This is a genomic window from Variovorax sp. Root411 (assembly GCF_001425205.1).
Taxonomy (GTDB): domain Bacteria; phylum Pseudomonadota; class Gammaproteobacteria; order Burkholderiales; family Burkholderiaceae_C; genus Variovorax.
The window spans coordinates 105,440-124,823 of the sequence record NZ_LMDW01000002.1; the positions used below are offsets into that span (position 1 = coordinate 105,440).

Genomic DNA, 19,384 nt, shown 5'->3' on the forward strand with positions numbered 1-19,384 from the left:
GCATCAATTCCCGGAAGTCGTTTCAGCGGCGCTCCAGCCGCCGCCCGTCGCCGCGATCAGCGAGACGCTGGCGGCCAGCTGGCGGCCCAGCACTTGCGCGGCGGTGCGCTGGTTGGCGAGCGAGAGTGCCTGCGCCGTCACCACGCTGAGGTAGGTGGTGGTGCCGGCGCGGTACTGGCTCAAGGCCAGCCGCTCGGCGAGCTGCGCGGCGCGCACGGCATCGGCCTGCAGGGCGGATTCGCTGTCGAGCACGCGCAGGGTGGCAAGGTTGTCCTCCACCTGCTGGAAGCCGCCGAGCACGGTCTGCTTGTATTGCGCGACCGATGCGTCGTAGGCGGCCACGGCCTGGTCGCTGTGCGCCTTGCGCAGGCCGCCGTCGAACACGGTCTGCGCCAGCGCCGCGCCCAGCGACCACACGCGGCTGGGCGTGTCGAACAGCGTGGCCATGCTGGCCGCGCTGAAGCCGCCGCTGGCGCTGAGCACGATCTGCGGGAAATAGGCCGCCTTGGCCACGCCGATATTGGCGTTCGCAGCCTGCACGCGGCGCTCGGCGCCGGCGATGTCGGGGCGGCGTTCGAGCAGCTCCGAAGGCAGGCCCGTGGGCGTGACAGGCAGCTGCAGGTGCAGCGGGGCGGCCGACGAGAGCGATTCGGCCGTGGGCGCCTGCGGCGATGGTTCGAGCGGCGGCAACACGAACGACGCTGGCACCTGCCCCGTCAGCACCGCGATGGCGTGTTCGAGCTGGCTGCGCTGGGCCTCGAGGTCCATGGCCTGCGCCTGCGCGGTCTTGAGTTGGCTTTCCGCCAGCGCCACGTCGGAGCGCAGCACGGTGCCGGCGGCGTACTGGTGCTGCGTGAGTTCGAGCGCCTTGGCGTAGGCGGCGGTGGTGCTGCCGTACAGGTCGCGCTGCAGGTCGATCACGCGCACCTGCAGGTAGTCCTGCGCGAGCGTGGTCTGGATGCTCAGGCGCGCACCCGCGAGGTCGTCGGCGCTGGCTTGTTCGCTCGCGCTGCCCGCCTCGACCGAACGCCGCACGGCGCCCCAGATGTCGGGCTCCCAGCTTGCGGCCAGGCCCAGGGTGTCGGTGGTGGCGCGCTTGACGGTGCCGGTGCTGTTGGTCTGCGCGCGCGAAGCACCCGTGCTGAGGCCGACTGTCGGGAAGAAGTTGGCACGCGCGGCCGCGGTGATGGCCTGCGCCTCGCGGTACTGCGCTTCGGCGACGCGGATGTTCTGGTTGGCCGCGTTGGCCTGCGCGATCAATGCACTGAGCGTGCTGTCGCCGTAGGCGTCCCACCAGGGGTGGTCGGCGTCGATGGTCTGCGGGGCAGCGGTCTTCCAGGGGCCACCTGTTTCCTTGTAGGCGGCAGGCACGTCGATCCGAGGACGGACGTAGTCGGGGCCGACGGCGCAGCCCGCGAGGAGCAAGGCGGCAAGCGCGATGGCCGCGCGCGCGCGAGGAGGTGCGTCTGGGAGAACCATGATGAAGGCACTCTAGGAACCCCCATCGAACCCCTCGCTGTCGGTTGACTGACAGTTCTGACAGATTCGGTCTTGCTCCCCTCCCCGGCTTTGCTCCCTCCCCTCCCGGGGGAGGGTTGGGGTGGGGGCACGGCGGCGTTCGAAACGGCACGGCGCCTGTGCGAAGGCCTGCCCCCATCCCAGCCTTCCCCCGGAAGGGGAAGGAGCAAGGCAACACGTTCAGCGCGGGGCGTCGCCCTTGCGGTACTCGGCAGTCAGTTCGTCCAGCTTCTGCTTGAGGTCCAAATCGAGCTTGTACTCGGCCGCCGCGATGGTCGCGTCGAGCTGCTCGGGCCGGCTCGCGCCCAGCAGCGGTGCGGTGATCAGCGGATTCGCCATCACCCATGCCACGGCCAGCGTGGCCAGCGGCACGCCGGCCTCGTCCGCCAGCTTGTGCAGCTGCGTCACGGTGCTGAAGCTGCGCTCGTTCCAGTAGCGGTCCTGGTACATGCCGCCGGCCGTGCCGAGGGTGAAGCGCGTGTTCTCCTCCGGCTTCGCGCCGGGCTTGTACTTGCCCGTCAGCAGCCCGCCGGCCAGCGGGTTGTAGGGAATCACGCCCAGGCCTTCTTCGCTCGCAAGCGGCAGCAGCTCGCGCTCGATCTCGCGGAACAGCAGGCTGTAGCGCGGCTGCACCGACACGTAGCGCGTGAGCTTGTGCAGCTCGGCCTTGCCCAACGCACGCGCCAGCCGATACGCCAGGAAATTCGACACGCCGATGTAGCGCGCACGCCCCGACCTCACGATGACGTCGAGCGCCTCCAGGCTCTCTTCGAGTGGCGTCTCGCGGTCGTCGCTGTGCAGCTGGTACAGGTCGACGTGGTCGGTCTGCAGCCGCTTGAGCGAAGCGTCGATAGCGTCAAGCAGGTGCTTGCGCGAAGCACCCTGGTCCCAGCTGTTGGGCCCGACCTTGCCGACCGCCTTGGTGGCGACGACGAAGCGGCGGCGGCCCGCGGGGCCCTGCTTCTGCAGCCAGCGGCCGATGATTTCCTCGGTGCGGCCGGTGGTCTCGACCGTGCCGCCGAGCGGGTACACGTCGGCGGTATCGAGGAAGTTGATGCCGCCTTCGGCCGCCTTGTCGAGGATCTGGTGCGACACCGTCTCGTCGGTCTGCAGGCCGAAGGTCATGGTGCCGAGGGCGAGCCGCGACACGGTGAGGCCCGTGCGGCCGAGACGGATGGTGGAAAGGCTCATGAGGTCTCGCTCCGAGGAAAGAGAGGGATGAAGAATGGCGGCGGCCATCATAGGCACGGCCACGCGATCCTGCAGGCGGCGGAGATTTCAGGTGGTTTCGAGATGCACGCCGGGTGCCCCCTGGGCCACCGAGAAGCGGGCCATGGGCGCCACGGCCGAGTCGGCGTTCTTCTCGTCTTCCACCGCGCGGAACTCGACCTCGCAGCCGCGTGCATCGAGCGTCACGAGCGCGTAGCCGCGCTTGTCGCCGCGGCCGTAGCGCAGGTGCTCGTTCTTCGCGAGCATGTTCGCCACATTGGCGGCGCTCGGCCCTTCGGAGGTGATGGCGCCGCCGACGAATTCGGTCGCGATCGCCGGGCCCTGCGGTTCGCGCCGCAGGTCGGCGGCCCAGAAGGCATGCACGTCGCCGCTGACGACGAGTGCATTGCCGCCGCGCGCCTTGTGCGCGGCCAAGCCATCGAGCAGGCGCGCGCGGGCGGCGGCGTAGCCGTCCCAGCCGTCCATCCAGTAGCCGTGCTCGGGGCCGCGCTTGCGGTCGGCCTCGGCGAGCAGCGTGGGTTGCGCGATCACGGTCCAACGCGCTGGCGGCGCGGCAAGCTCGCGCGCGAGCCAGGCCTCCTGCGCTGCGCCGAAGAAGCTGCGTTCGGGTGCGAGCCGGGCGGGGCAGTCGGCCAGCGGCAACGCACTGCGGCCCGCGAGACAGGCGTGGTGCGAGCGGTACTGGCGCCCGTCGGTCAGCAGCACGTCGAGCATGCGGCCGAAGCGATGGCGGCCGTAGATGGTGGCGTCGGGCCCGCGCGGGCGCATGCTGGCGGGCACCGGCATGTGCTCGTACCAGGCCTGGTAGGCGGCCGCGCGGATCGCGAGGAACTGCGCGGGGTCGATGGTGCGCGGCGACACGTCGTTCGCGTAGTCGTTGGCCACCTCGTGGTCGTCCCAGGTCACGAGCCAGGGGAAGGCGGCGTGCGCGGCCTGCAGGTGCGGATCGGTCTTGTAGAGCGCGTAGCGGTCGCGAAACCCGGCCAGCTGCGTGGGAATGCCGCCCTCGTGGCGCCGCACGTGGCGCGAGCCCCAGGAGCTTTCGTAGATGTAGTCGCCGAGGTGCACCACGAGATCGAGCGGCTGCGCGGCCATGTCGCGGTAGGCCGCGTAGTAGCCCTGCTCGTACTGCTGGCAGGAGGCAAAGGCGAAGCGCAGCGGCTGCGAGGCGTCGTCGGTGTCGGCGGGTGCCGTGCGCGTGCGGCCGATGGGGCTGTGCGCACCGGCTGCGGTGAAGCGGTACCAGTAGGGGCGACCGGGCCGGAGCCCCTGCACCTCGACGTGCACCGAGTGGGCAAGTTCGGCGGCTGCCGTCGCCGAGCCCTTGGACACGATGCGCCGGAAGCCTTCGTCTTCCGCCACCTCCCATCGCACCTCGACCGGCGCCTCGCCCATGCCGCCTCCTTGCAGCGGCTCGGGTGCGAGCCGCGTCCAGAGCACCATGCCATCGGGCCGTGGTACGCCCGAGGCCACACCGAGCGTGAACGGGTCGCGCGGCGTTTGCTGCGCATTCAGCCTCAGGAAGGGATGGCCCAGCGAAGCGGCGGCCAGCCCGATGCGCAGCAGGCGCCTGCGCGAAAGCGTCGGCATGTTGTCGTTCATTCGCCCGCCGAGGTGACCATAGAAATCATCGCCGGCAATGTCGTTCGCTTTGCCCGCCGCTGTCAACCGCCGCCCCCGCTGGCGAATGCCTCGCAGGTCGCTTCGCGGCGGAAAGCTCAACAGGCGGTGACCGCGGGCCGCCGCGCAGTGGCTCGCGCGCTCATCACCGCCCAGCCGAACACGCCCAGCCCCGCCAGCGCCAGCAGCGCGCCGACCCAGCCGGTCGAGGTCCAGCCCAGGCCCGCCGCAATGGCCACGCCGCCGAGCCACGCGCCGAGCGCGTTGGCCATGTTGAAGGCCGAGTGGTTGAGGGCGGCCGCGAGGGTCTGCGCATCGCCGGCCACGTCCATCAGGCGGATTTGCAGCGCCGGGCCGATGGCCACCGTGGTGCCGATGAGGAACACGTTGATCGACGCCGCCACCACGTTGTGGGCCGCGAAGGTGAACATGGCGAGCACCAGCGCCGCGTAGACCATCACGCCGCCGATGGTGCGCATCACCGATCTGTCGGCCAGCCGTGCGCCCACGAGATTGCCCACGACCATGCCGAGGCCGAACAGCGCGAGCACGAAGGGCACGCCGCCGATGGACATGCCCGCCACCTCGATCAGCGTCGGCTTGATGTAGCTGAACACCGAGAACATGCCGCCGAAGCCGATGGCGGCAATGCCGAGCGTGAACCACACCTGCTTGCGCCTGAGCGCGCCCAGTTCGCGCCAGGGGCTGGCACCGGCCGGCGGCGCGATGTCGGGAATGTCGCGGCGAAGCAGCGCGATGGCCACCAGCGCGATGAGGCCGACGAACACGAAGGCCGCGCGCCAGCCGAAGTACTGGCCCAGCCACGCCGCGATGGGCACGCCGACCAGCGTGGCGCCGGTGAGCCCCAGCATGACGAGCCCCACGGCCCGCGCGCGGCGCCCCGGTGGCGCGAGCGTGGCGGCCACGAGCGCGGCCACGCCGAAGTAGGTGCCGTGCGGCAGGCCGGTGGCAAAGCGCAGCAGGTTCAGCAGCAGGTAGTTGGGAGCAGCGGCGCTGGCGAAGTTGCCGGCCGCGAACACGGCCATGAGCGCGATCAGCAGCGCGCGGCGGCCCCAGCCGGCCGCGAGCACCGCGAGCACGGGAGCGCCGATGACCACGCCGAGCGCGTAGGCGCTGATGACGTGGCCGGCCTGCGGGATGCTCACGTCGATGTCCTTCGCCACTTCGGGCAGCAGACCCATGATGACGAATTCGCCGGTGCCGATGGCGAAGCCGCCGACGCCGAGCGCGAGCACGGCCCGCAGGAAGTTGACGGGCGGCGCAGGGGAAGAAACGGAAATGTCGGTGTCCGCGCTGTCCGGCGCGGTTGGGGAGGCGTTCAAGGCCAGGCTCCTGGGAGGGTGCCCGGCGGCAGCGGGCAAGGCCCGATTTTAGGGTAAACCCTGAACCCCCGCCGATACGGAAATGCCGACGGCTCTGTACTCGCCCGTGTTCAGATCGCCACGAGCTGGCGCACGCCCTGCGCCTCCATGTCCTTGCCGAGACCGCGTGCGATGACTTCGCCGCGCTCCATCACGAGGTAGTCGTCGGCCAGTTCCTGGGCGAAGTCGTAGTACTGCTCGCACAGCACGATGGCCATGTCGCCGCGGTCGGCCAGCATGCGTATGACGCGGCCGATGTCCTTGATGATGCTGGGCTGGATGCCTTCGGTGGGCTCGTCGAGGATCAGGAGCTTGGGCTTGGGCGCGAGGGCACGGGCGATGGCGAGCTGCTGCTGCTGGCCACCCGAGAGGTCGCCGCCTCGTCTGTTGATCATCTGCTTGAGGACGGGGAACAGCTCGAACAGTTCCTGCGGGATGGGCGTGCTGCCGCTCTTGTAGGCGAGGCCCATGCGCAGGTTCTCTTCCACCGTGAGTCTTGCGAAGATTTCGCGGCCCTGGGGGACGAAGCCGATGCCGGCCCTGGCCCTGTCGTATGGCGTGGCCTTGTGGATCGGTTTGCCTTCGAGTTCGATGCTGCCGCTCTTGATGGGGACGAGGCCCATCAACGACTTGAGCAATGTTGTCTTGCCTACGCCGTTGCGGCCGAGCAGCACGGTGACCTTGCCCAGCGTGGCCTCGAAGCTCACGTCCCTGAGGATGTGGGAGCCGCCGTAGTACTGGTGGATGTTCTTGACTGTCAGCATTTTTGGAACGCGCCTTCCTTCGTCTTTTCTGAGGGGCGCCGTGCCGCATGCCGGGCGCCTGTCGTGGCTTTGATGCCGCTGCCCTCACCCCTGCCCTCTCCCAGAGGGAGAGGGAGGAAGTCAGGGGGAAACACGACGGTTCTGAACGCGGCGCGGATCAGGGCTCGCAGCTGTTTGAGCGAAGCGAGTTCTGCGAGACCCCGCCCGGCGCGAGCAGCGCAGGGAAGCCCGAAGGGCCGGTGACGTCGGCCGCTCAAAGGGACAGCTCCCGTCGCCGAGCCCTGGACAACGGCAATGACGACGAGATCAGCGCCCAAGATAAACCTCGATCACGCGCTCGTCGGCCTGCACTTCGTCCAGCGTGCCCTGCGCAAGCACGGAGCCATCGCACAGCACCGTGACGATCTCCGAGATCGTGCGGATGAAGCTCATGTCGTGCTCCACCACCATCAGCGAATGCTTGCCCTTGAGCGTGAGGAACAGCTCCGCCGTGCGGGCCGTCTCCTCATCGGTCATGCCGGCCACGGGCTCGTCGAGCAGCAGCAGCTTCGGGTCCTGCATCAGCAGCATGCCGATTTCGAGCCACTGCTTCTGGCCATGGCTCAGGTTGCCGGCCAGGCGCGACACGCTGTCGGCGAGGTGGATGGTCTGCAGCACTTCGGCGAGCCGGTCGCTCTGCGCCGAGTCGAGCCTGAACAGCATCGAGGCGCGCACGCCCTTGTCGGTCTTCAGCGCGAGTTCGAGGTTCTCGAACACGGTCAGGTGCTCGAACACCGTCGGCTTCTGGAACTTGCGGCCGATGCCCAGCTGGGCGATGTCGGCTTCGCGGTGGCGCAGCAGGTCGATGGTGCTGCCGAAGAACACAGTGCCCGAGTCGGGCCGCGTCTTGCCGGTGATGATGTCCATCATCGTGGTCTTGCCCGCACCGTTGGGGCCGATGATGCAGCGAAGTTCGCCGGGCGCAATGTCGAGCGACAGCTTGTTGATGGCCTTGAAGCCGTCGAAGCTCACGCTCACGTCTTCGAGGTACAGGATGCGGCCGTGCGTGACGTCGACCTCACCCGGCGTGACATGGCGGCCGAAGTCGGCGGAGCGGCCGCCCGATTCGGTGCTGCCGCTCACGTAGTGGGTGCCGCTGGCACGTGCGGCGCGCTCGGCGCCTGCGTCCATCAGGTCCGGCGTCATGCGCGTGCTCCCTTCGCGTCCACGGGCAGCGAGGTGAGCGCTTCGGGCTCGACGCCCTGCTCTGCCGCAACGGCGCGGCGGGCATCCGGGAGAGGTTCGGGCTGCGCAGGCTTCTTCTCCCTCGACAACCACTGACGCACCAGCCCCACGATGCCGTTCGGCAGGAACAGCGTGACGGCAATGAACAGCGCACCCAGGAAGTACAGCCAGTACTCGGGGTACGCCACCGTGAGCCAGCTCTTCGCGCCGTTGACGATGAAGGCGCCGATGATCGGCCCGATCAACGTCGCGCGCCCGCCCACCGCGGCCCAGATCGCGATCTCGATGGAGTTGGCCGCGCTCATCTCGCCGGGGTTGATGATGCCGACCTGCGGCACGTACAGCGCGCCGGCCACGCCGCACATGATGGCGGAGATGACCCAGATCGTGAGCTTGTACGGCAGCGGGTTGTAGCCCGAGAACATCACGCGCGTCTCGGCGTCGCGAATGGCCTGCAGCACGCGGCCGAACTTGCTGCCGATGAGCCACTTGGCGAACAGGAAGAAGCCCAGCAGCGTGAGGCCGGTGAGCGCGAACAGCGTCATGCGCATTTCCTGCGTGGCGATCGGGATGTTCAGGATGCGCTTGAAATCGGTGAAGCCGTTGTTGCCGCCGAAGCCCGTCTCGTTGCGGAAGAACAGCAGCATCGCCGCGAAGGTCATGGCCTGCGTGATGATCGAGAAGTACACGCCCTTGATGCGCGAGCGGAAGGCGAAGAAGCCGAACACGAAGGCGATGAGGCCGGGCACTGCGACGATGAGCAGCAGCGTCATTCCGAAGCTGCCGCTGAAGGTCCAGTGCCAGGGCAGCTCCTTCCAGTCGAGGAACACCATGAAGTCGGGCAGGTCGCTCTTGTAGTTGCCGTCGCGGCCGATCTGGCGCATGAGGTACATGCCCATCATGTAGCCGCCCAGCGCAAAGAACAGGCCATGGCCCAGCGAGAGGATGCCGGTGTAGCCCCAGATCAGGTCCATGGCCAGCGCGCAGATGGCGTAGCACATGATCTTGCCGACCAGCGCCACGGCGTAGTCGCTCATGTGCAGCGGGCTGTCCGCGGGCACCCACATGTTGAGCACCGGCGCCACGGCGCACACCACGATCAGCGCGACGAAGAAGGCCGTCCAGCCCTTGCCGCTCAGCAGCGGCCCTTTCGAGGGAAGAATCACTGAGCTCATAGCGGCATGGCCTTGATGGATCGGTCCAGGAACACCGCGGAACCGGCTTTGCCGGGCCGCTGGTGTTGCCCCCGCGAGGGGGTTGGCGAAGCGACACGAAGTGCGCGCAGACTGGGGGTGGTCCTGCTCTTCATGCCTCTGCGCTCCGACCCTTCATCGCGAAGATGCCCTGGGGGCGCTTCTGGATGAAGATGATGATGAAGACAAGCACCGCGATCTTCGCGAGCACCGCGCCCGCCCAGCCCTCGATGAACTTGTTGAGAATGCCCAGCCCCAGCGCCGCGTACACGGTGCCCGCGAGCTGGCCGACGCCGCCCATCACGACCACCATGAAGCTGTCGACGATGTAGCTCTGGCCGAGATCAGGGCCGACGTTGCCGATCTGGCTCAGCGCGCAGCCCGCGAGGCCCGCGATGCCGGAGCCGAGCGCGAAAGCGTAGGTGTCGATGCGTGCCGTGTTCACGCCCATGCACGAGGCGATCGGCCGGTTCTGCGTGACGCCGCGCACGAACAGGCCCAGGCGCGTCTTGCCGATGAGCCAACCCATCGCGAGCAATACCAGCGCCGCGAAGATGATGATGCAGATGCGGTTCCACGGCAGCGTCACGTTGCTCAGCATCGAGAAGCCGCCGCTCATCCAGCCGGGGTTTTCCACGCCGACGTTCTGCGCGCCGAACAGCGTGCGCACGAGCTGCTGCAGCATCAGGCTGATGCCCCAGGTGGCGAGCAGCGTCTCGAGCGGGCGGCCGTAGAGGAAGCGGATCACGCCGCGTTCGAGCACCGCGCCGACCAGCGCCGATGCGAGGAACGACACCGGGATCGCAGCGACGAGGTACAGCCCGAACATCGACTCGGGCAGGTACTTCTGGAAGATGCCCTGCATCACGTAGGTGGCGTAGGCGCCGATCATCATCAGCTCGCCATGCGCCATGTTGATGACGCCCATCAGCCCGTAGGTGATGGCGAGGCCCAGTGCGGCCAACAGCAGCACCGAGCCCAGGCTGATGCCGCTGAACACGGCGTTGATGCGGTCGCCCCAGACCAGCGCACCGTCGATGCTGGCGATGGACGCGACGATGGCGGCCTTGACGTCCGCTTCGGTTTCGTCGGCCAGGCGCTGGTTGAGCAGCAGCTTGGTATCGGGGTTGCGGTTGTTGCCCAGTTCCTTCGCTGCCACGAGGCGCTTGGCCTTGTCGGCGCTCGTGAGCATGCTGGCGGCGCGCACCAGTTCGAGTTGCGCCTTGATCTTCGGGTTGGTTTCGGCGGCCAGCGCCTTCTCGACCATCGGGATGCGCGATTCGTCGGGCTCCTTGAACAGGGCCTGTGCCGCTTCGGCGCGCACCGCGTCGTCCTTGCTCGTGAGCTTGAGCGCAGCCTGCGCCGCATCGAGCGCGCCGCGCATGAGGTTGTTGTTGACGACGTCTTCGGCGGTATCGGGCACCTTCAGCTCGGCGCCGGTTACGGGGTCGAAGCCCTTGTCGTCCTTCATCACGAAGACCTTGTCTTCGGTGTACTTGACTGCGTCGTCGGACATCGCCTGGATGAAGGCTGCCGTCTTGTCGTCGGCCGTGAGCACGGCCTTGTTGAGCGCGGCGATGCGGGCTTCGGATTCGCCGGAGGCGATGGCCCGGGCTTCGTCGGCGGTCAGCGCGTGGGCGGCCGATGCCATGAGGAGCATGGCGGCTAAGGCGCAGTGAAGGGTTCGTCGAAGCATCTTGAGATTCGTGTTGCCCCCTCTCCCCTTGGGGAGAGGGTTGGGGTGAGGGCCGGCGGCCATCCAACAGAGGCGGCGGCCAGATCGACCGCCGCAGCCCCCTCACCCCAGCCCTCTCCCCGAGGGGAGAGGGAGCAAGGCAGGGGACTTGGTCGCAGACTTACATCGACTTGCCAGCAGGCTGATCCGGCTTCTTGTCGTTGCCTTCGATATACGGGCTCCAAGGCTTGGCCTTCACCGGACCCGGCGTCTTCCATACCACGTTGAACTGGCCATCGGCCTTGATCTCGCCGATGAACACGCTCTTGTGCAGGTGATGGTTCTTCTCGTCCATCTTCGACACGATGCCCGAGGGGGCCGTGAAGGTCTGGCCGGCCATGGCGGCGATCACCTTGTCGGTGTCGGTCGACTTGGCCTTCTCCACGGCCTGCTTCCACATGTGGATGCCGATCCAGGTGGCTTCCATCGGGTCGTTGGTGAGCGGCTTGTCCTTGTGGCCGGCGATGTTCTTGGCCTTGGCGTAGTCGCTCCACTGCTTGATGAACGCCGTGTTGGTCGGGTTCTTGATCGACATGAAGTAGTTCCAGGCGGCAAGGTGGCCCACGAGCGGCTTGGTGTCCACGCCGCGCAGTTCTTCCTCGCCCACCGAGAAAGCCACCACCGGCACGTCCTTGGCCTTCAGGCCGGCGTTGCCGAGTTCCTTGTAGAAGGGCACGTTGGAGTCGCCGTTGATGGTCGAGACCACCGCCGTCTTGCCGCCGGCCGAGAACTTCTTGATGTCGGCAACGATGGTCTGGTAGTCGCTGTGGCCGAAGGGGGTGTACTTCTCGTCGATGTCGGTGTCCTTCACGCCCTTGCTCTTGAGGTAGGCGCGCAGGATCTTGTTGGTGGTGCGGGGGTACACGTAGTCGGTGCCCAGCAGCACCCAGCGCTTGGCGCCGCCGCCTTCCTTGCTCATCAGGTAGTCGACGGCCGGAATGGCTTGCTGGTTGGGCGCGGCGCCCGTGTAGAACACGTTCTTCGAGAGCTCTTCACCCTCGTACTGCACGGGGTAGAACAGCAGGCCGTTCATTTCCTCGACCACCGGCAGCACCGACTTGCGCGACACCGAGGTCCAGCAGCCGAAGATCACCGAGACCTTGTCCTGGCCAAGCAGCTGCTTGGTCTTTTCGGCGAACAGGGGCCAGTTGGAAGCCGGGTCGACCACCACGGGCTCGAGCTGCTTGCCCAGCACGCCGCCCTTCTTGTTGATGTCGTCGATCGCCATCAGCACCGTGTCCTTCAACACGGTTTCCGAGATGGCCATCGTTCCCGACAGCGAGTGCAGCACGCCGACCTTGATGGTGTCGGCGGCAAATGCGGGCGCAGCAGAAATGCTGGCCAGCGCGACGGCGGCGGTGAGCGCCTTGAGTGTGAAACGACGTTGCATGTGGACTCCTGCTCCGGGGTTGGGTGAACCTTGGCGCCAGCGCTTTGCTGGCGTGGGAGCGAGTCTGCGGAATGCACCAGGACGGGGAAATACGCCGGGTGGCGTACACGGAGGTACTCAGGCGGACAGCGGCGGTGCCGGGTACTTCCGGGCGTTGACCAGCATCTTGCTTCTTGCCGCTTCCATCAGGTCGATGCCGAGCTTGTCGGCGAGCTGGAGCAGGTAGAGGAAGACGTCGGCGATCTCGGTGCCGATCTCGGCGCGCGCTTGTCGGCCGGCAGCGAGCGGCTCTGCGCTTCGGTGAGCCACTGGAAGTGTTCGAGCAGCTCGGCGGCTTCAACCGAGAGCGCCGACGCGAGGTTCTTGGGGGAGTGGAACTGCTCCCAGTTGCGGGCCTGGGCGAAGTCGCGCAAGGCTTGGGTGAGTGAGGTCAGATCGGATTCCATGGCACACCAGTCGTCGGGCGGCGAGTGTGGCACGGCTCCAGGGAAGAAACCCAATCCGGGCATGCATATACCCAGATTGGGCAAGACGTCACAACCGGGGCGCCGAGGGCCGAGTGCCTCGCCAGTGGAACATCGCGACGAGAAGAGCCGACACCATCAGGTACACCAGCGCCACCCCGAATGCGCCCGAATACGCAGCGGTGTCCGTCGCATCTCCCAGCCTCCCATAGAACAGGATCCCGATCAGCGCCACCCCCAGCGCGTTGCTCGCCTGCTGCACCATCGACAGCACGCCCGAGGCCACGCCGGCATGCTGCGGCGGCAGGCCGGCCAGCACGGTGGACACCAGTGGCGCCATCACCATGCCCAGCCCCGCGCCCTCTACCAGCAGCAGCGGCACCATCCACGCAACCACATGCGAGTGGCCGGCCCATCCCGCCACGTTGACGAACTGCAGCGCGTGCCCCGCGGCCAGCACGAGGGCGCCGAGCGCGATGGGTGGCTTGCCGCCGAAGCGCCGTGCGAGGCGCGCACCGGCCATCGATGTCGCGAAGAATCCGACCGCGAGCGACGTGAAGACCATGCCCGACGTCAACGGACCCAGCGCCAGGCCTTGCTGCAGGTACAGCGCGAGCACGAAGTAGAGCGAGGCGTTGCCGACGTAGAAGGCCAGCGTGGTGAGCAGACCCGTGACGAAGCGGTGGTTCGCGAGCAATGCGGGCGCCACCAGCGGTGCACCGCCCTTCGCGGCGAGGCGGCGCTGCTGAAACCCGAAGGCCACCAGCAACGGCAACGCGGCCGCAAGGCACAGCCAGCTCCACAGCGGCCAGCCTTGCTCGCGCCCTTCCACCAGCGGCAGCACCACGGCCACCGAGCCCGCGGCCGCCAGCAGCATGCCGGCGAGGTCGAGCCTGCTGTTGCCGTTGTTCGCCAGCGGTGGAATGACGCGCGGCGCGAGCACCAGTGCCAGCAGGCCGATTGGCAGGTTGATGAGGAAACAGCTGCGCCAGCCGAGCCCCGCCAGATCCGCGTGGATCAGCAGGCCGCCGACCAGTTGCCCGAGCGTGGCGCCGAGCCCGAGCGTGAGCCCGTAGGCCGCGAAGGCGCGCGCCCGGCCTTCGCCGGTGTAGGCCAGGCCGATCATCGCCAGCACCTGCGGCTGCAGCAGCGCGCCGGCCAGGCCCTGCAGCACGCGCGCGGCCACCAGCAGTTCGGCATTCGGCGCGAAGCCGCAGGCCGCGGAGGCCAGCGTGAACAGCAGCAGGCCCAGCATGAACATGCGGCGCCGGCCGAACAGGTCGCCGAGCCGGCCGCCGGTGATCAGTCCCGCCGCGGTGGCCAGTCCGTAGCCCGCCACCACCAGTTGCAAGGTGCCCGCGCTTGCCAGCAATTCGCGCTGCATCGACGGCAGCGCGACGTTGACGATGAAGAAGTCCAGCACCACCAGGAAGGTGCCGCTGAGCATGACCCACAGGCCGAGCCGGCCGGACCCGGTCGCGCCCACGCCCTGCTGGCCGCCCGATGGAGAAAGCGATGCTGCCGAGGCAGCGATGTTCGACTGAGTCATGGTGGTAACCAGTGTTGGGAGAAAGGCGCGCGGCGGCAATGACCTGCGAGGTCATGGCCAAGGCGACGGCCGCTCAGACGGAAGGCGTCGGCAGGATGAACTGGTAATCGACGGCGATGCGGCCGTCCCCGGCCAGCACCAGGAACTGCAGCCCCAGTGCGGCCACCGGGCCGCCTGCGGCCGGCACCATGTGCCAATGGAACATCACCGCGTCGTGCAGGAACTGGGCATCGCCCGTGCAGACGAAGCGAAAGCCGGCGTCGCGCACGTTCTTCTCGTGCGCGCCGGTGACGCGCTGCTGCAGCGCTTCGTAGCCCTTGGCCTGCAGCGTGCGCACGTGGTGCTCGCCCTCGGGCACCCAGAGGCCGGCAATGGCGGCCCGGCGCGCAGCGGCATCGGGCTCGTTCCAGGTGGCGACGTAGCGTTCGGCGAGCTCGGCGAATTCGGTGTTGGAGTTCATGATCTGCTCCTGTGTGCGGAAGAGTAAGACCGCAGTTTCCGCCTCGACTGATGGACAGTGAATGCCTGAAAATCCACCTCTCTTGTCCATTCGTCCAACGCCACAGGAGCCCCTCATGGACCCGCTCGACGACGTCTTTGCCGCGATGCGCGTGCGCAGCGCCTTGTATGCCCGCCTGGAGGCCGGTGCGCCCTGGGGGTTGAGCCTGGCCGGCGGCGAGAGCGCGCGCTTCGGGCTCGTGGTGCGCGGCGGCTGCCTGCTCGAGGTCGAAGGCGTGGCACATCCGGTGGCGTTGGCAGCGGGCGACTGCTACGTGCTGGCGCATGGCACGCCCTATGTGCTTCGCGATCACCCGAACACGCCCACGGTGAGCTGCACCTCCGTCGTACGCGACCGCATCGGCGGGCTGGTGGAACTGGGCGGAACGGGCACCGCCGCCTCGGTGATCTGCGGCTGGTTCCACTTCGACCTGCGTGCCGCGCAGCCGTTGCTGGCGCTGCTGCCGGTGCTGCTTCACGTGAAGATGGAGCAGGCCCGCGCCCTCGCGCTGCAGGGCACGCTGCAGCTGCTGGCCATGGAAACCGGCGAGCCGGGTCTCGGCTCCAGCCTGCTCGTGAGCCGGCTGGCCGACATCGTGTTCGTGCAGGCAGTGCGCGCGCACGTCGCGGCCAATGGCGAATCGCAGACCGGCTGGCTGGCTGCGCTGGCCGACACGCGCATCGGCCCGGCCCTGCGCGCGATGCACAAGGACATCGCGCGCAGCTGGACGGTAGAGGCGCTGGCCGCGGCAGCGAGCCTCTCGCGCTCGGCCTTTGCGCAGCGCTTTCGCGAGCGCGTGGGACAGGCGCCGCTGGAGTACCTCACGCAATGGCGCATGTTCAAGGCCGGCAACATGCTCGGCCAGGGCAATGCCGCGGTGGGCGCGATCGCAGGCGCGGTGGGCTACGAGTCGGAGGCCGCGTTCAGCAAGGCCTTCAAGCGCGAGAAGGGCATGGCACCCGGCGCGTGGCGGGCCGCGGCGCGCGACGGCGCCGCGGCATAGCGCCTCTTTTCTTCAGGCCTTCACTGCGGCACTGCGGCCTTGAACTGCGCGGCCGCAAAAGCCCAGGCCATGCGCGTGGCATCAGGCCCCTCGGGATCACTGAACATCAGCTTCGGCGCACCGCCGCTCCACGAATGCCCGAGCCCCGCGATCTCGCACAGCGTGACGACCGTGCGGCCCTTGCGCTTGAAGTCGGTCACGCGCATCGCGCGGCGCTTGCCGCGCTGCGTGTCGCGCGGCAGTCCGGGCCGCGCGCCCAGCGCCGTGGCCCACACCGCGGCGCTGCTGATGGCATTGCTGGGCGCGACCACCGCGTCGGCGTCGCCGTGCAGCACCAACATCGGCGGCAAGGTGGTGAAGACGGCCGCGGCGCCCATCGCCTTGCCGACCGCCGTGGTGGGCATCGGCGGCACGTTCTGTCCGCGCATGGCGCCGAGCGCAGTGGCCGGCGACTTCGCCGCGCCGGGCGCCACGCCCGAATGCATGACGACGGCGCGGAAGCGGTTCGGATAGCGCGTCGCAAGCAGGGCCGCCATGCTCGCGCCGGCCGAGAGACCGGCAAGCGCCACGCGGTCGCGGTCCACGGGATACAGCATGCAGGCCTGGTCGACGGCGGCCATCAGCGTCGCGGCTTCGGCGTCGGCCTTGCCGGAGCGGCGCTCGTACCAGTTCCAGCAGCCCTGCGGGTGGGCGATGCGGTCCTGCTCGGGGTACAGCACCATGAAGCGCTGCCGGACGGCCAGCGCGTTCATGCGCGTGCTCGCGGCAAAGTCGCGCCCGGTCTGGCCGCAGCCGTGCAGCATGACCATGAGCGGCAGTTTCTCGCCGGGCTGCAGTTGCAGATCGGCCGGACGGAACAGGTGATAGCCGCGCGCGCCGCCCGGCCCCATCGCCATGCCGCTGAGCCAGTCGCCCTTTCCGGGCGGCGGCTTGAGCCGCTTGGCCGTGGCGCGCTGCACCTGCCCCGCCACGCGCTTGCTGTTGCTCAGCGTGATCTTGGTGAGTGCCTTGAGGTTGCGCTCGTAGGCGCGGGCGAAGACGGAAGCGGTGGAACGACGGGCCATGGCGCAGTGTGACGGCAAAGCGGCACCAGATGCGCGAAGCCTGCGGTCAGTAGATCTCCGGCACGATCATGTTGGCCGGTACGGGCTGGCGCAGGTAGTCTGCATGCCGCACGCGCTCCGGCAGCGCCACCGGCGGATGCGGCACCTCGTTGTAGGGCAATTGCCCCAGCAGGTGGCCGATGCAGTTCAGCCGCGCCTTCTTCTTGTCGACCGCCTGCACCACCCACCACGGCGCCTCGGGGATGTGGGTGCGCTCGAGCATGATTTCCTTCGCCTTGGTGTATTCCTCCCAGCGGCGGCGGCTCTCGAGGTCCATCGGGCTGAGCTTCCACTGCTTGAGCGGATCGTGGATACGGCCGAGAAAGCGCATGTGCTGCTCGTCGTCGGTGATGGAGAACCAGTACTTGATGAGCTTGATGCCCGAGCGCACCAGCATCTTCTCGAACTCGGGAACGGTGCGGAAGAACTCCTCGTACTCGTCGTCGGAGCAGAAACCCATCACGCGCTCGACGCCGGCGCGGTTGTACCAGCTGCGGTCGAAAAGCACCATCTCGCCCGCGGCGGGCAGGTGCGCGGCGTAGCGCTGGAAGTACCACTGCGTGCGTTCGCGATCGTTGGGCGCGGGCAATGCGGCGACTCGGGCCACGCGCGGATTCAGACGCTGGGTGATGCGCTTGATGACGCCGCCCTTGCCCGCCGCATCGCGGCCTTCGAACAGGATGACGACTTTCTGCTTGCTGTGCTGCACCCAGTCCTGCAGCTTGACCAGCTCGCCCTGCAGGCGGAACAGTTCCTTGAAGTAGGCCTGGCGCGCGGCCTTGTCGGTGGCCGCGGTGGCTGACGGATCGAGGCCGTCGATGTTGCGGTCCTCGATCTCCAGTTCGAGCTCTTCGTCGTAGCTGTCGATCAGGTCGCGGGCGATGCGTTGCATCAGGTCTTCGTGGTCGGGAAGTGCGCTCGTCAGCATGGTGGGGAGGAAGAAAGTGAAAGGGTCGGAAAAAAGCATGCTGCTCGCCCCATATGACGGCTGCGTGACGGCCCGAAGCCGGCTGACACGCCGCTGTCACACGACGCGAACACCATCCGAAGCCATTCCAACACCCCGGAATCGCCCATGAACACGCTCGCAGCCCCGCATGCCGAGTTGCCGTCCGCGTCCGCCACGCACCGGCCCAGGCTCGACGCCAAGCCCGGCCCGCTCACGCTGATCACCTTCGTGGGCCTGCTGGCCGCCGGCCTGCTCTTCACAGCCTGGAGCCTTGTCGGCGACGTCACGGCCTCGGGTGCGCCGGTCACCACCTGGGTGCCCTACATCCTGCTGGGCGTGGCCTTGCTGATTGCACTGGGCTTCGAGTTCGTCAACGGCTTCCACGACACGGCCAACGCGGTGGCCACGGTGATCTACACGCACTCGCTGCCGCCCAACTTCGCGGTGGTGTGGTCGGGCTTCTTCAACTTCCTGGGCGTGCTGGTGTCCAGCGGCGCGGTGGCCTTCGGCATCATCGCGCTGCTGCCGGTGGAACTGATCCTGCAGGTGGGCTCGGGCGCGGGCTTCGCGATGGTGTTCGCGCTGCTGATCGCCGCCATCATCTGGAACCTGGGCACGTGGTGGCTGGGGCTGCCGGCTTCTTCCTCGCACACGCTGATCGGCTCGATCATCGGCGTGGGCGTGGCCAATGCGCTGATGCATGGCCGCGACGGCACCAGCGGTGTCGACTGGGCGCAGGCCACCAAGGTGGGCTATTCGCTGCTGCTGTCGCCGATGGTCGGCTTCGGCTGCGCCGCCCTTCTGCTGCTGGCGCTGCGCGCCTTCGTGAAGAATCGCGCGCTGTATGAAGAGCCCAAGGGCAGCGAGCCGCCGCCGTGGTGGATCCGCGGCCTGCTGATCCTGACCTGCACGGGCGTGTCGTTCGCCCACGGCTCCAACGACGGCCAGAAGGGCATGGGGCTGATCATGCTGATCCTCGTGGGCACGGTGCCGATGGCCTATGCGCTGAACCGCGCGATGCCCGCCAACGAGACGGTGAAGTTCGTGGCCGTGGCCGAGATGGCGCAGAACGCGCTGAACCGCAGCGCGCCGAGTTCGCTGCCCGCGCTGCAACCGGCCGCGGCGCGCGACACGCTCGCCAGCTACGTGCGCACCCGCGAGTTCAACGACAAGGTCGTGCCGGCGCTGGCCGCCACGGCCGGCAGCATCGGCCAGCAGGTCCGGCAGCACGGCTCGCTCGCCGCCGTGCCGGCCGAGGCCGTCGCCAACGTGCGCAACGACATGTACCTCGCGTCCGAAGCCATCCGCCATCTGACCAAGGGCGGCGCTGCGAAGTTCGACGACGAGACCGCGTTGCGCATCGGCGCGTTTCGCCAGGAGCTCGACGATGCGACGCGCTTCATTCCGCTGTGGGTCAAGGTCGCGGTGGCCATCGCATTGGGGCTGGGCACGATGATCGGCTGGAAACGCATCGTCGTCACCGTGGGCGAGAAGATCGGAAAGACGCACCTGAGCTACGCGCAAGGCGCGTCGGCCGAAGTGGTGGCAATGATCACCATCGGCGCAGCCGACATGTACGGGCTGCCGGTGTCGACCACGCACGTGCTGTCGTCGGGCGTGGCCGGCACCATGACGGCGAGCGGCTCGGGCCTGCAGACGTCCACGCTGCGCAACCTCGCGCTGGCCTGGGTGCTCACGCTGCCGGTGGCGATGCTGCTGTCGGGTTCGCTCTACTGGCTGTTCACCAGCATCTTCTGACCA

General features: G+C 68.1%; 15 protein-coding genes and 1 pseudogene. 2 read left to right on the forward strand and 14 right to left on the reverse strand.

Annotated features, from left to right (window positions below; genetic code table 11):
• Positions 1-3: 3 nt before the first annotated feature.
• The 12 genes and pseudogenes from ASC92_RS06610 to ASC92_RS06665 form a co-directional block, all read right to left on the reverse strand.
• Positions 4-1,479, reverse strand: coding sequence for an efflux transporter outer membrane subunit (locus tag ASC92_RS06610; RefSeq protein WP_056512175.1), 1,476 nt, complete (start codon positions 1,477-1,479; stop codon positions 4-6).
• A 219-nt stretch (positions 1,480-1,698) separates the two neighbouring features.
• Positions 1,699-2,709 (reverse strand): aldo/keto reductase, encoded by a 1,011-nt coding sequence (locus tag ASC92_RS06615; RefSeq protein WP_056512177.1) that lies wholly within the window; start codon positions 2,707-2,709, stop codon positions 1,699-1,701.
• Between the two features lie 87 nt (positions 2,710-2,796).
• The gene (locus tag ASC92_RS06620; RefSeq protein ID WP_157608998.1) at positions 2,797-4,338 is read right to left on the reverse strand and encodes an alkaline phosphatase D family protein; all 1,542 of its coding nucleotides are present in this window, start codon (positions 4,336-4,338) and stop codon (positions 2,797-2,799) included.
• Between the two features lie 128 nt (positions 4,339-4,466).
• Positions 4,467-5,711, reverse strand: coding sequence for an MFS transporter (locus tag ASC92_RS06625; RefSeq protein ID WP_082519505.1), 1,245 nt, complete (start codon positions 5,709-5,711; stop codon positions 4,467-4,469).
• Between the two features lie 110 nt (positions 5,712-5,821).
• The gene (urtE, locus tag ASC92_RS06630; protein WP_056512185.1) at positions 5,822-6,514 is read right to left on the reverse strand and encodes an urea ABC transporter ATP-binding subunit UrtE; all 693 of its coding nucleotides are present in this window, start codon (positions 6,512-6,514) and stop codon (positions 5,822-5,824) included.
• Positions 6,515-6,820: 306 nt separating this feature from the next.
• On the reverse strand, positions 6,821-7,699 hold the full coding sequence (gene urtD / locus ASC92_RS06635; protein ID WP_056512188.1) for an urea ABC transporter ATP-binding protein UrtD: 879 nt from the start codon (positions 7,697-7,699) through the stop codon (positions 6,821-6,823).
• Positions 7,696-8,913 carry an urea ABC transporter permease subunit UrtC gene (gene urtC, locus ASC92_RS06640; RefSeq protein WP_056512191.1) on the reverse strand — a complete coding sequence of 406 codons (1,218 nt, stop codon included), beginning with the start codon at positions 8,911-8,913 and terminating at the stop codon, positions 7,696-7,698. Before urtC ends, urtD begins: the two co-directional genes overlap by 4 nt.
• Before the next feature lie 130 nt (positions 8,914-9,043).
• Positions 9,044-10,591: an urea ABC transporter permease subunit UrtB gene (gene urtB, locus ASC92_RS06645; protein WP_056512194.1), complete on the reverse strand. Its 1,548-nt coding sequence runs from the start codon at positions 10,589-10,591 to the stop codon at positions 9,044-9,046.
• Positions 10,592-10,787: 196 nt separating this feature from the next.
• Positions 10,788-12,056 (reverse strand): urea ABC transporter substrate-binding protein, encoded by a 1,269-nt coding sequence (urtA, locus tag ASC92_RS06650; RefSeq protein WP_056512197.1) that lies wholly within the window; start codon positions 12,054-12,056, stop codon positions 10,788-10,790.
• A 117-nt stretch (positions 12,057-12,173) separates the two neighbouring features.
• A pseudogene (locus tag ASC92_RS06655) lies at positions 12,174-12,502 on the reverse strand (nucleotide pyrophosphohydrolase).
• Positions 12,503-12,590: 88 nt separating this feature from the next.
• Complete coding sequence (locus ASC92_RS06660; protein ID WP_056512201.1) at positions 12,591-14,069, reverse strand: MFS transporter; 1,479 nt, start codon at positions 14,067-14,069, stop codon at positions 12,591-12,593.
• A 73-nt stretch (positions 14,070-14,142) separates the two neighbouring features.
• On the reverse strand, positions 14,143-14,529 hold the full coding sequence (locus ASC92_RS06665) for a hypothetical protein (protein ID WP_056512205.1): 387 nt from the start codon (positions 14,527-14,529) through the stop codon (positions 14,143-14,145).
• Between the two features lie 115 nt (positions 14,530-14,644).
• On the opposite strand from ASC92_RS06665, the gene ASC92_RS06670 reads away from it, so the two are divergent.
• On the forward strand, positions 14,645-15,571 hold the full coding sequence (locus tag ASC92_RS06670) for an AraC family transcriptional regulator (protein WP_056512208.1): 927 nt from the start codon (positions 14,645-14,647) through the stop codon (positions 15,569-15,571).
• A 20-nt stretch (positions 15,572-15,591) separates the two neighbouring features.
• Here the strand turns inward: ASC92_RS06670 and ASC92_RS06675 are convergent, their stop codons facing one another.
• Positions 15,592-16,635, reverse strand: a complete 1,044-nt coding sequence (locus tag ASC92_RS06675; protein ID WP_056512214.1) for an alpha/beta hydrolase family esterase — start codon at positions 16,633-16,635, stop codon at positions 15,592-15,594.
• A gap of 46 nt (positions 16,636-16,681) precedes the next feature.
• Complete coding sequence (gene ppk2 / locus ASC92_RS06680) at positions 16,682-17,602, reverse strand: polyphosphate kinase 2 (protein WP_056512811.1); 921 nt, start codon at positions 17,600-17,602, stop codon at positions 16,682-16,684.
• A gap of 147 nt (positions 17,603-17,749) precedes the next feature.
• Between ppk2 and ASC92_RS06685 the strand changes: the two genes are divergently transcribed.
• Entirely contained in the window at positions 17,750-19,381 is a 1,632-nt protein-coding gene (locus tag ASC92_RS06685; RefSeq protein WP_056512217.1) for an inorganic phosphate transporter, read from the forward strand.
• Positions 19,382-19,384: the final 3 nt, after the last annotated feature.

Coding starts and splice junctions, on each gene's coding strand:
- ASC92_RS06620 (WP_157608998.1), bottom strand. CDS start 4,338: ATGCCGACGCTTTCGCGCAGGCGCCTGCTGCGCATCGGGCTGGCCGCC.
- ASC92_RS06670 (WP_056512208.1), top strand. CDS start 14,645: ATGGACCCGCTCGACGACGTCTTTGCCGCGATGCGCGTGCGCAGCGCC.
- ASC92_RS06660 (WP_056512201.1), bottom strand. CDS start 14,069: ATGACTCAGTCGAACATCGCTGCCTCGGCAGCATCGCTTTCTCCATCG.
- urtE (WP_056512185.1), bottom strand. CDS start 6,514: ATGCTGACAGTCAAGAACATCCACCAGTACTACGGCGGCTCCCACATC.
- ASC92_RS06675 (WP_056512214.1), bottom strand. CDS start 16,635: ATGGCCCGTCGTTCCACCGCTTCCGTCTTCGCCCGCGCCTACGAGCGC.
- urtC (WP_056512191.1), bottom strand. CDS start 8,913: ATGAGCTCAGTGATTCTTCCCTCGAAAGGGCCGCTGCTGAGCGGCAAG.
- urtA (WP_056512197.1), bottom strand. CDS start 12,056: ATGCAACGTCGTTTCACACTCAAGGCGCTCACCGCCGCCGTCGCGCTG.
- ASC92_RS06685 (WP_056512217.1), top strand. CDS start 17,750: ATGAACACGCTCGCAGCCCCGCATGCCGAGTTGCCGTCCGCGTCCGCC.
- ASC92_RS06665 (WP_056512205.1), bottom strand. CDS start 14,529: ATGAACTCCAACACCGAATTCGCCGAGCTCGCCGAACGCTACGTCGCC.
- urtD (WP_056512188.1), bottom strand. CDS start 7,699: ATGACGCCGGACCTGATGGACGCAGGCGCCGAGCGCGCCGCACGTGCC.
- ppk2 (WP_056512811.1), bottom strand. CDS start 17,602: ATGCTGACGAGCGCACTTCCCGACCACGAAGACCTGATGCAACGCATC.
- urtB (WP_056512194.1), bottom strand. CDS start 10,591: ATGCTCCTCATGGCATCGGCCGCCCACGCGCTGACCGCCGACGAAGCC.
- ASC92_RS06615 (WP_056512177.1), bottom strand. CDS start 2,709: ATGAGCCTTTCCACCATCCGTCTCGGCCGCACGGGCCTCACCGTGTCG.
- ASC92_RS06610 (WP_056512175.1), bottom strand. CDS start 1,479: ATGGTTCTCCCAGACGCACCTCCTCGCGCGCGCGCGGCCATCGCGCTT.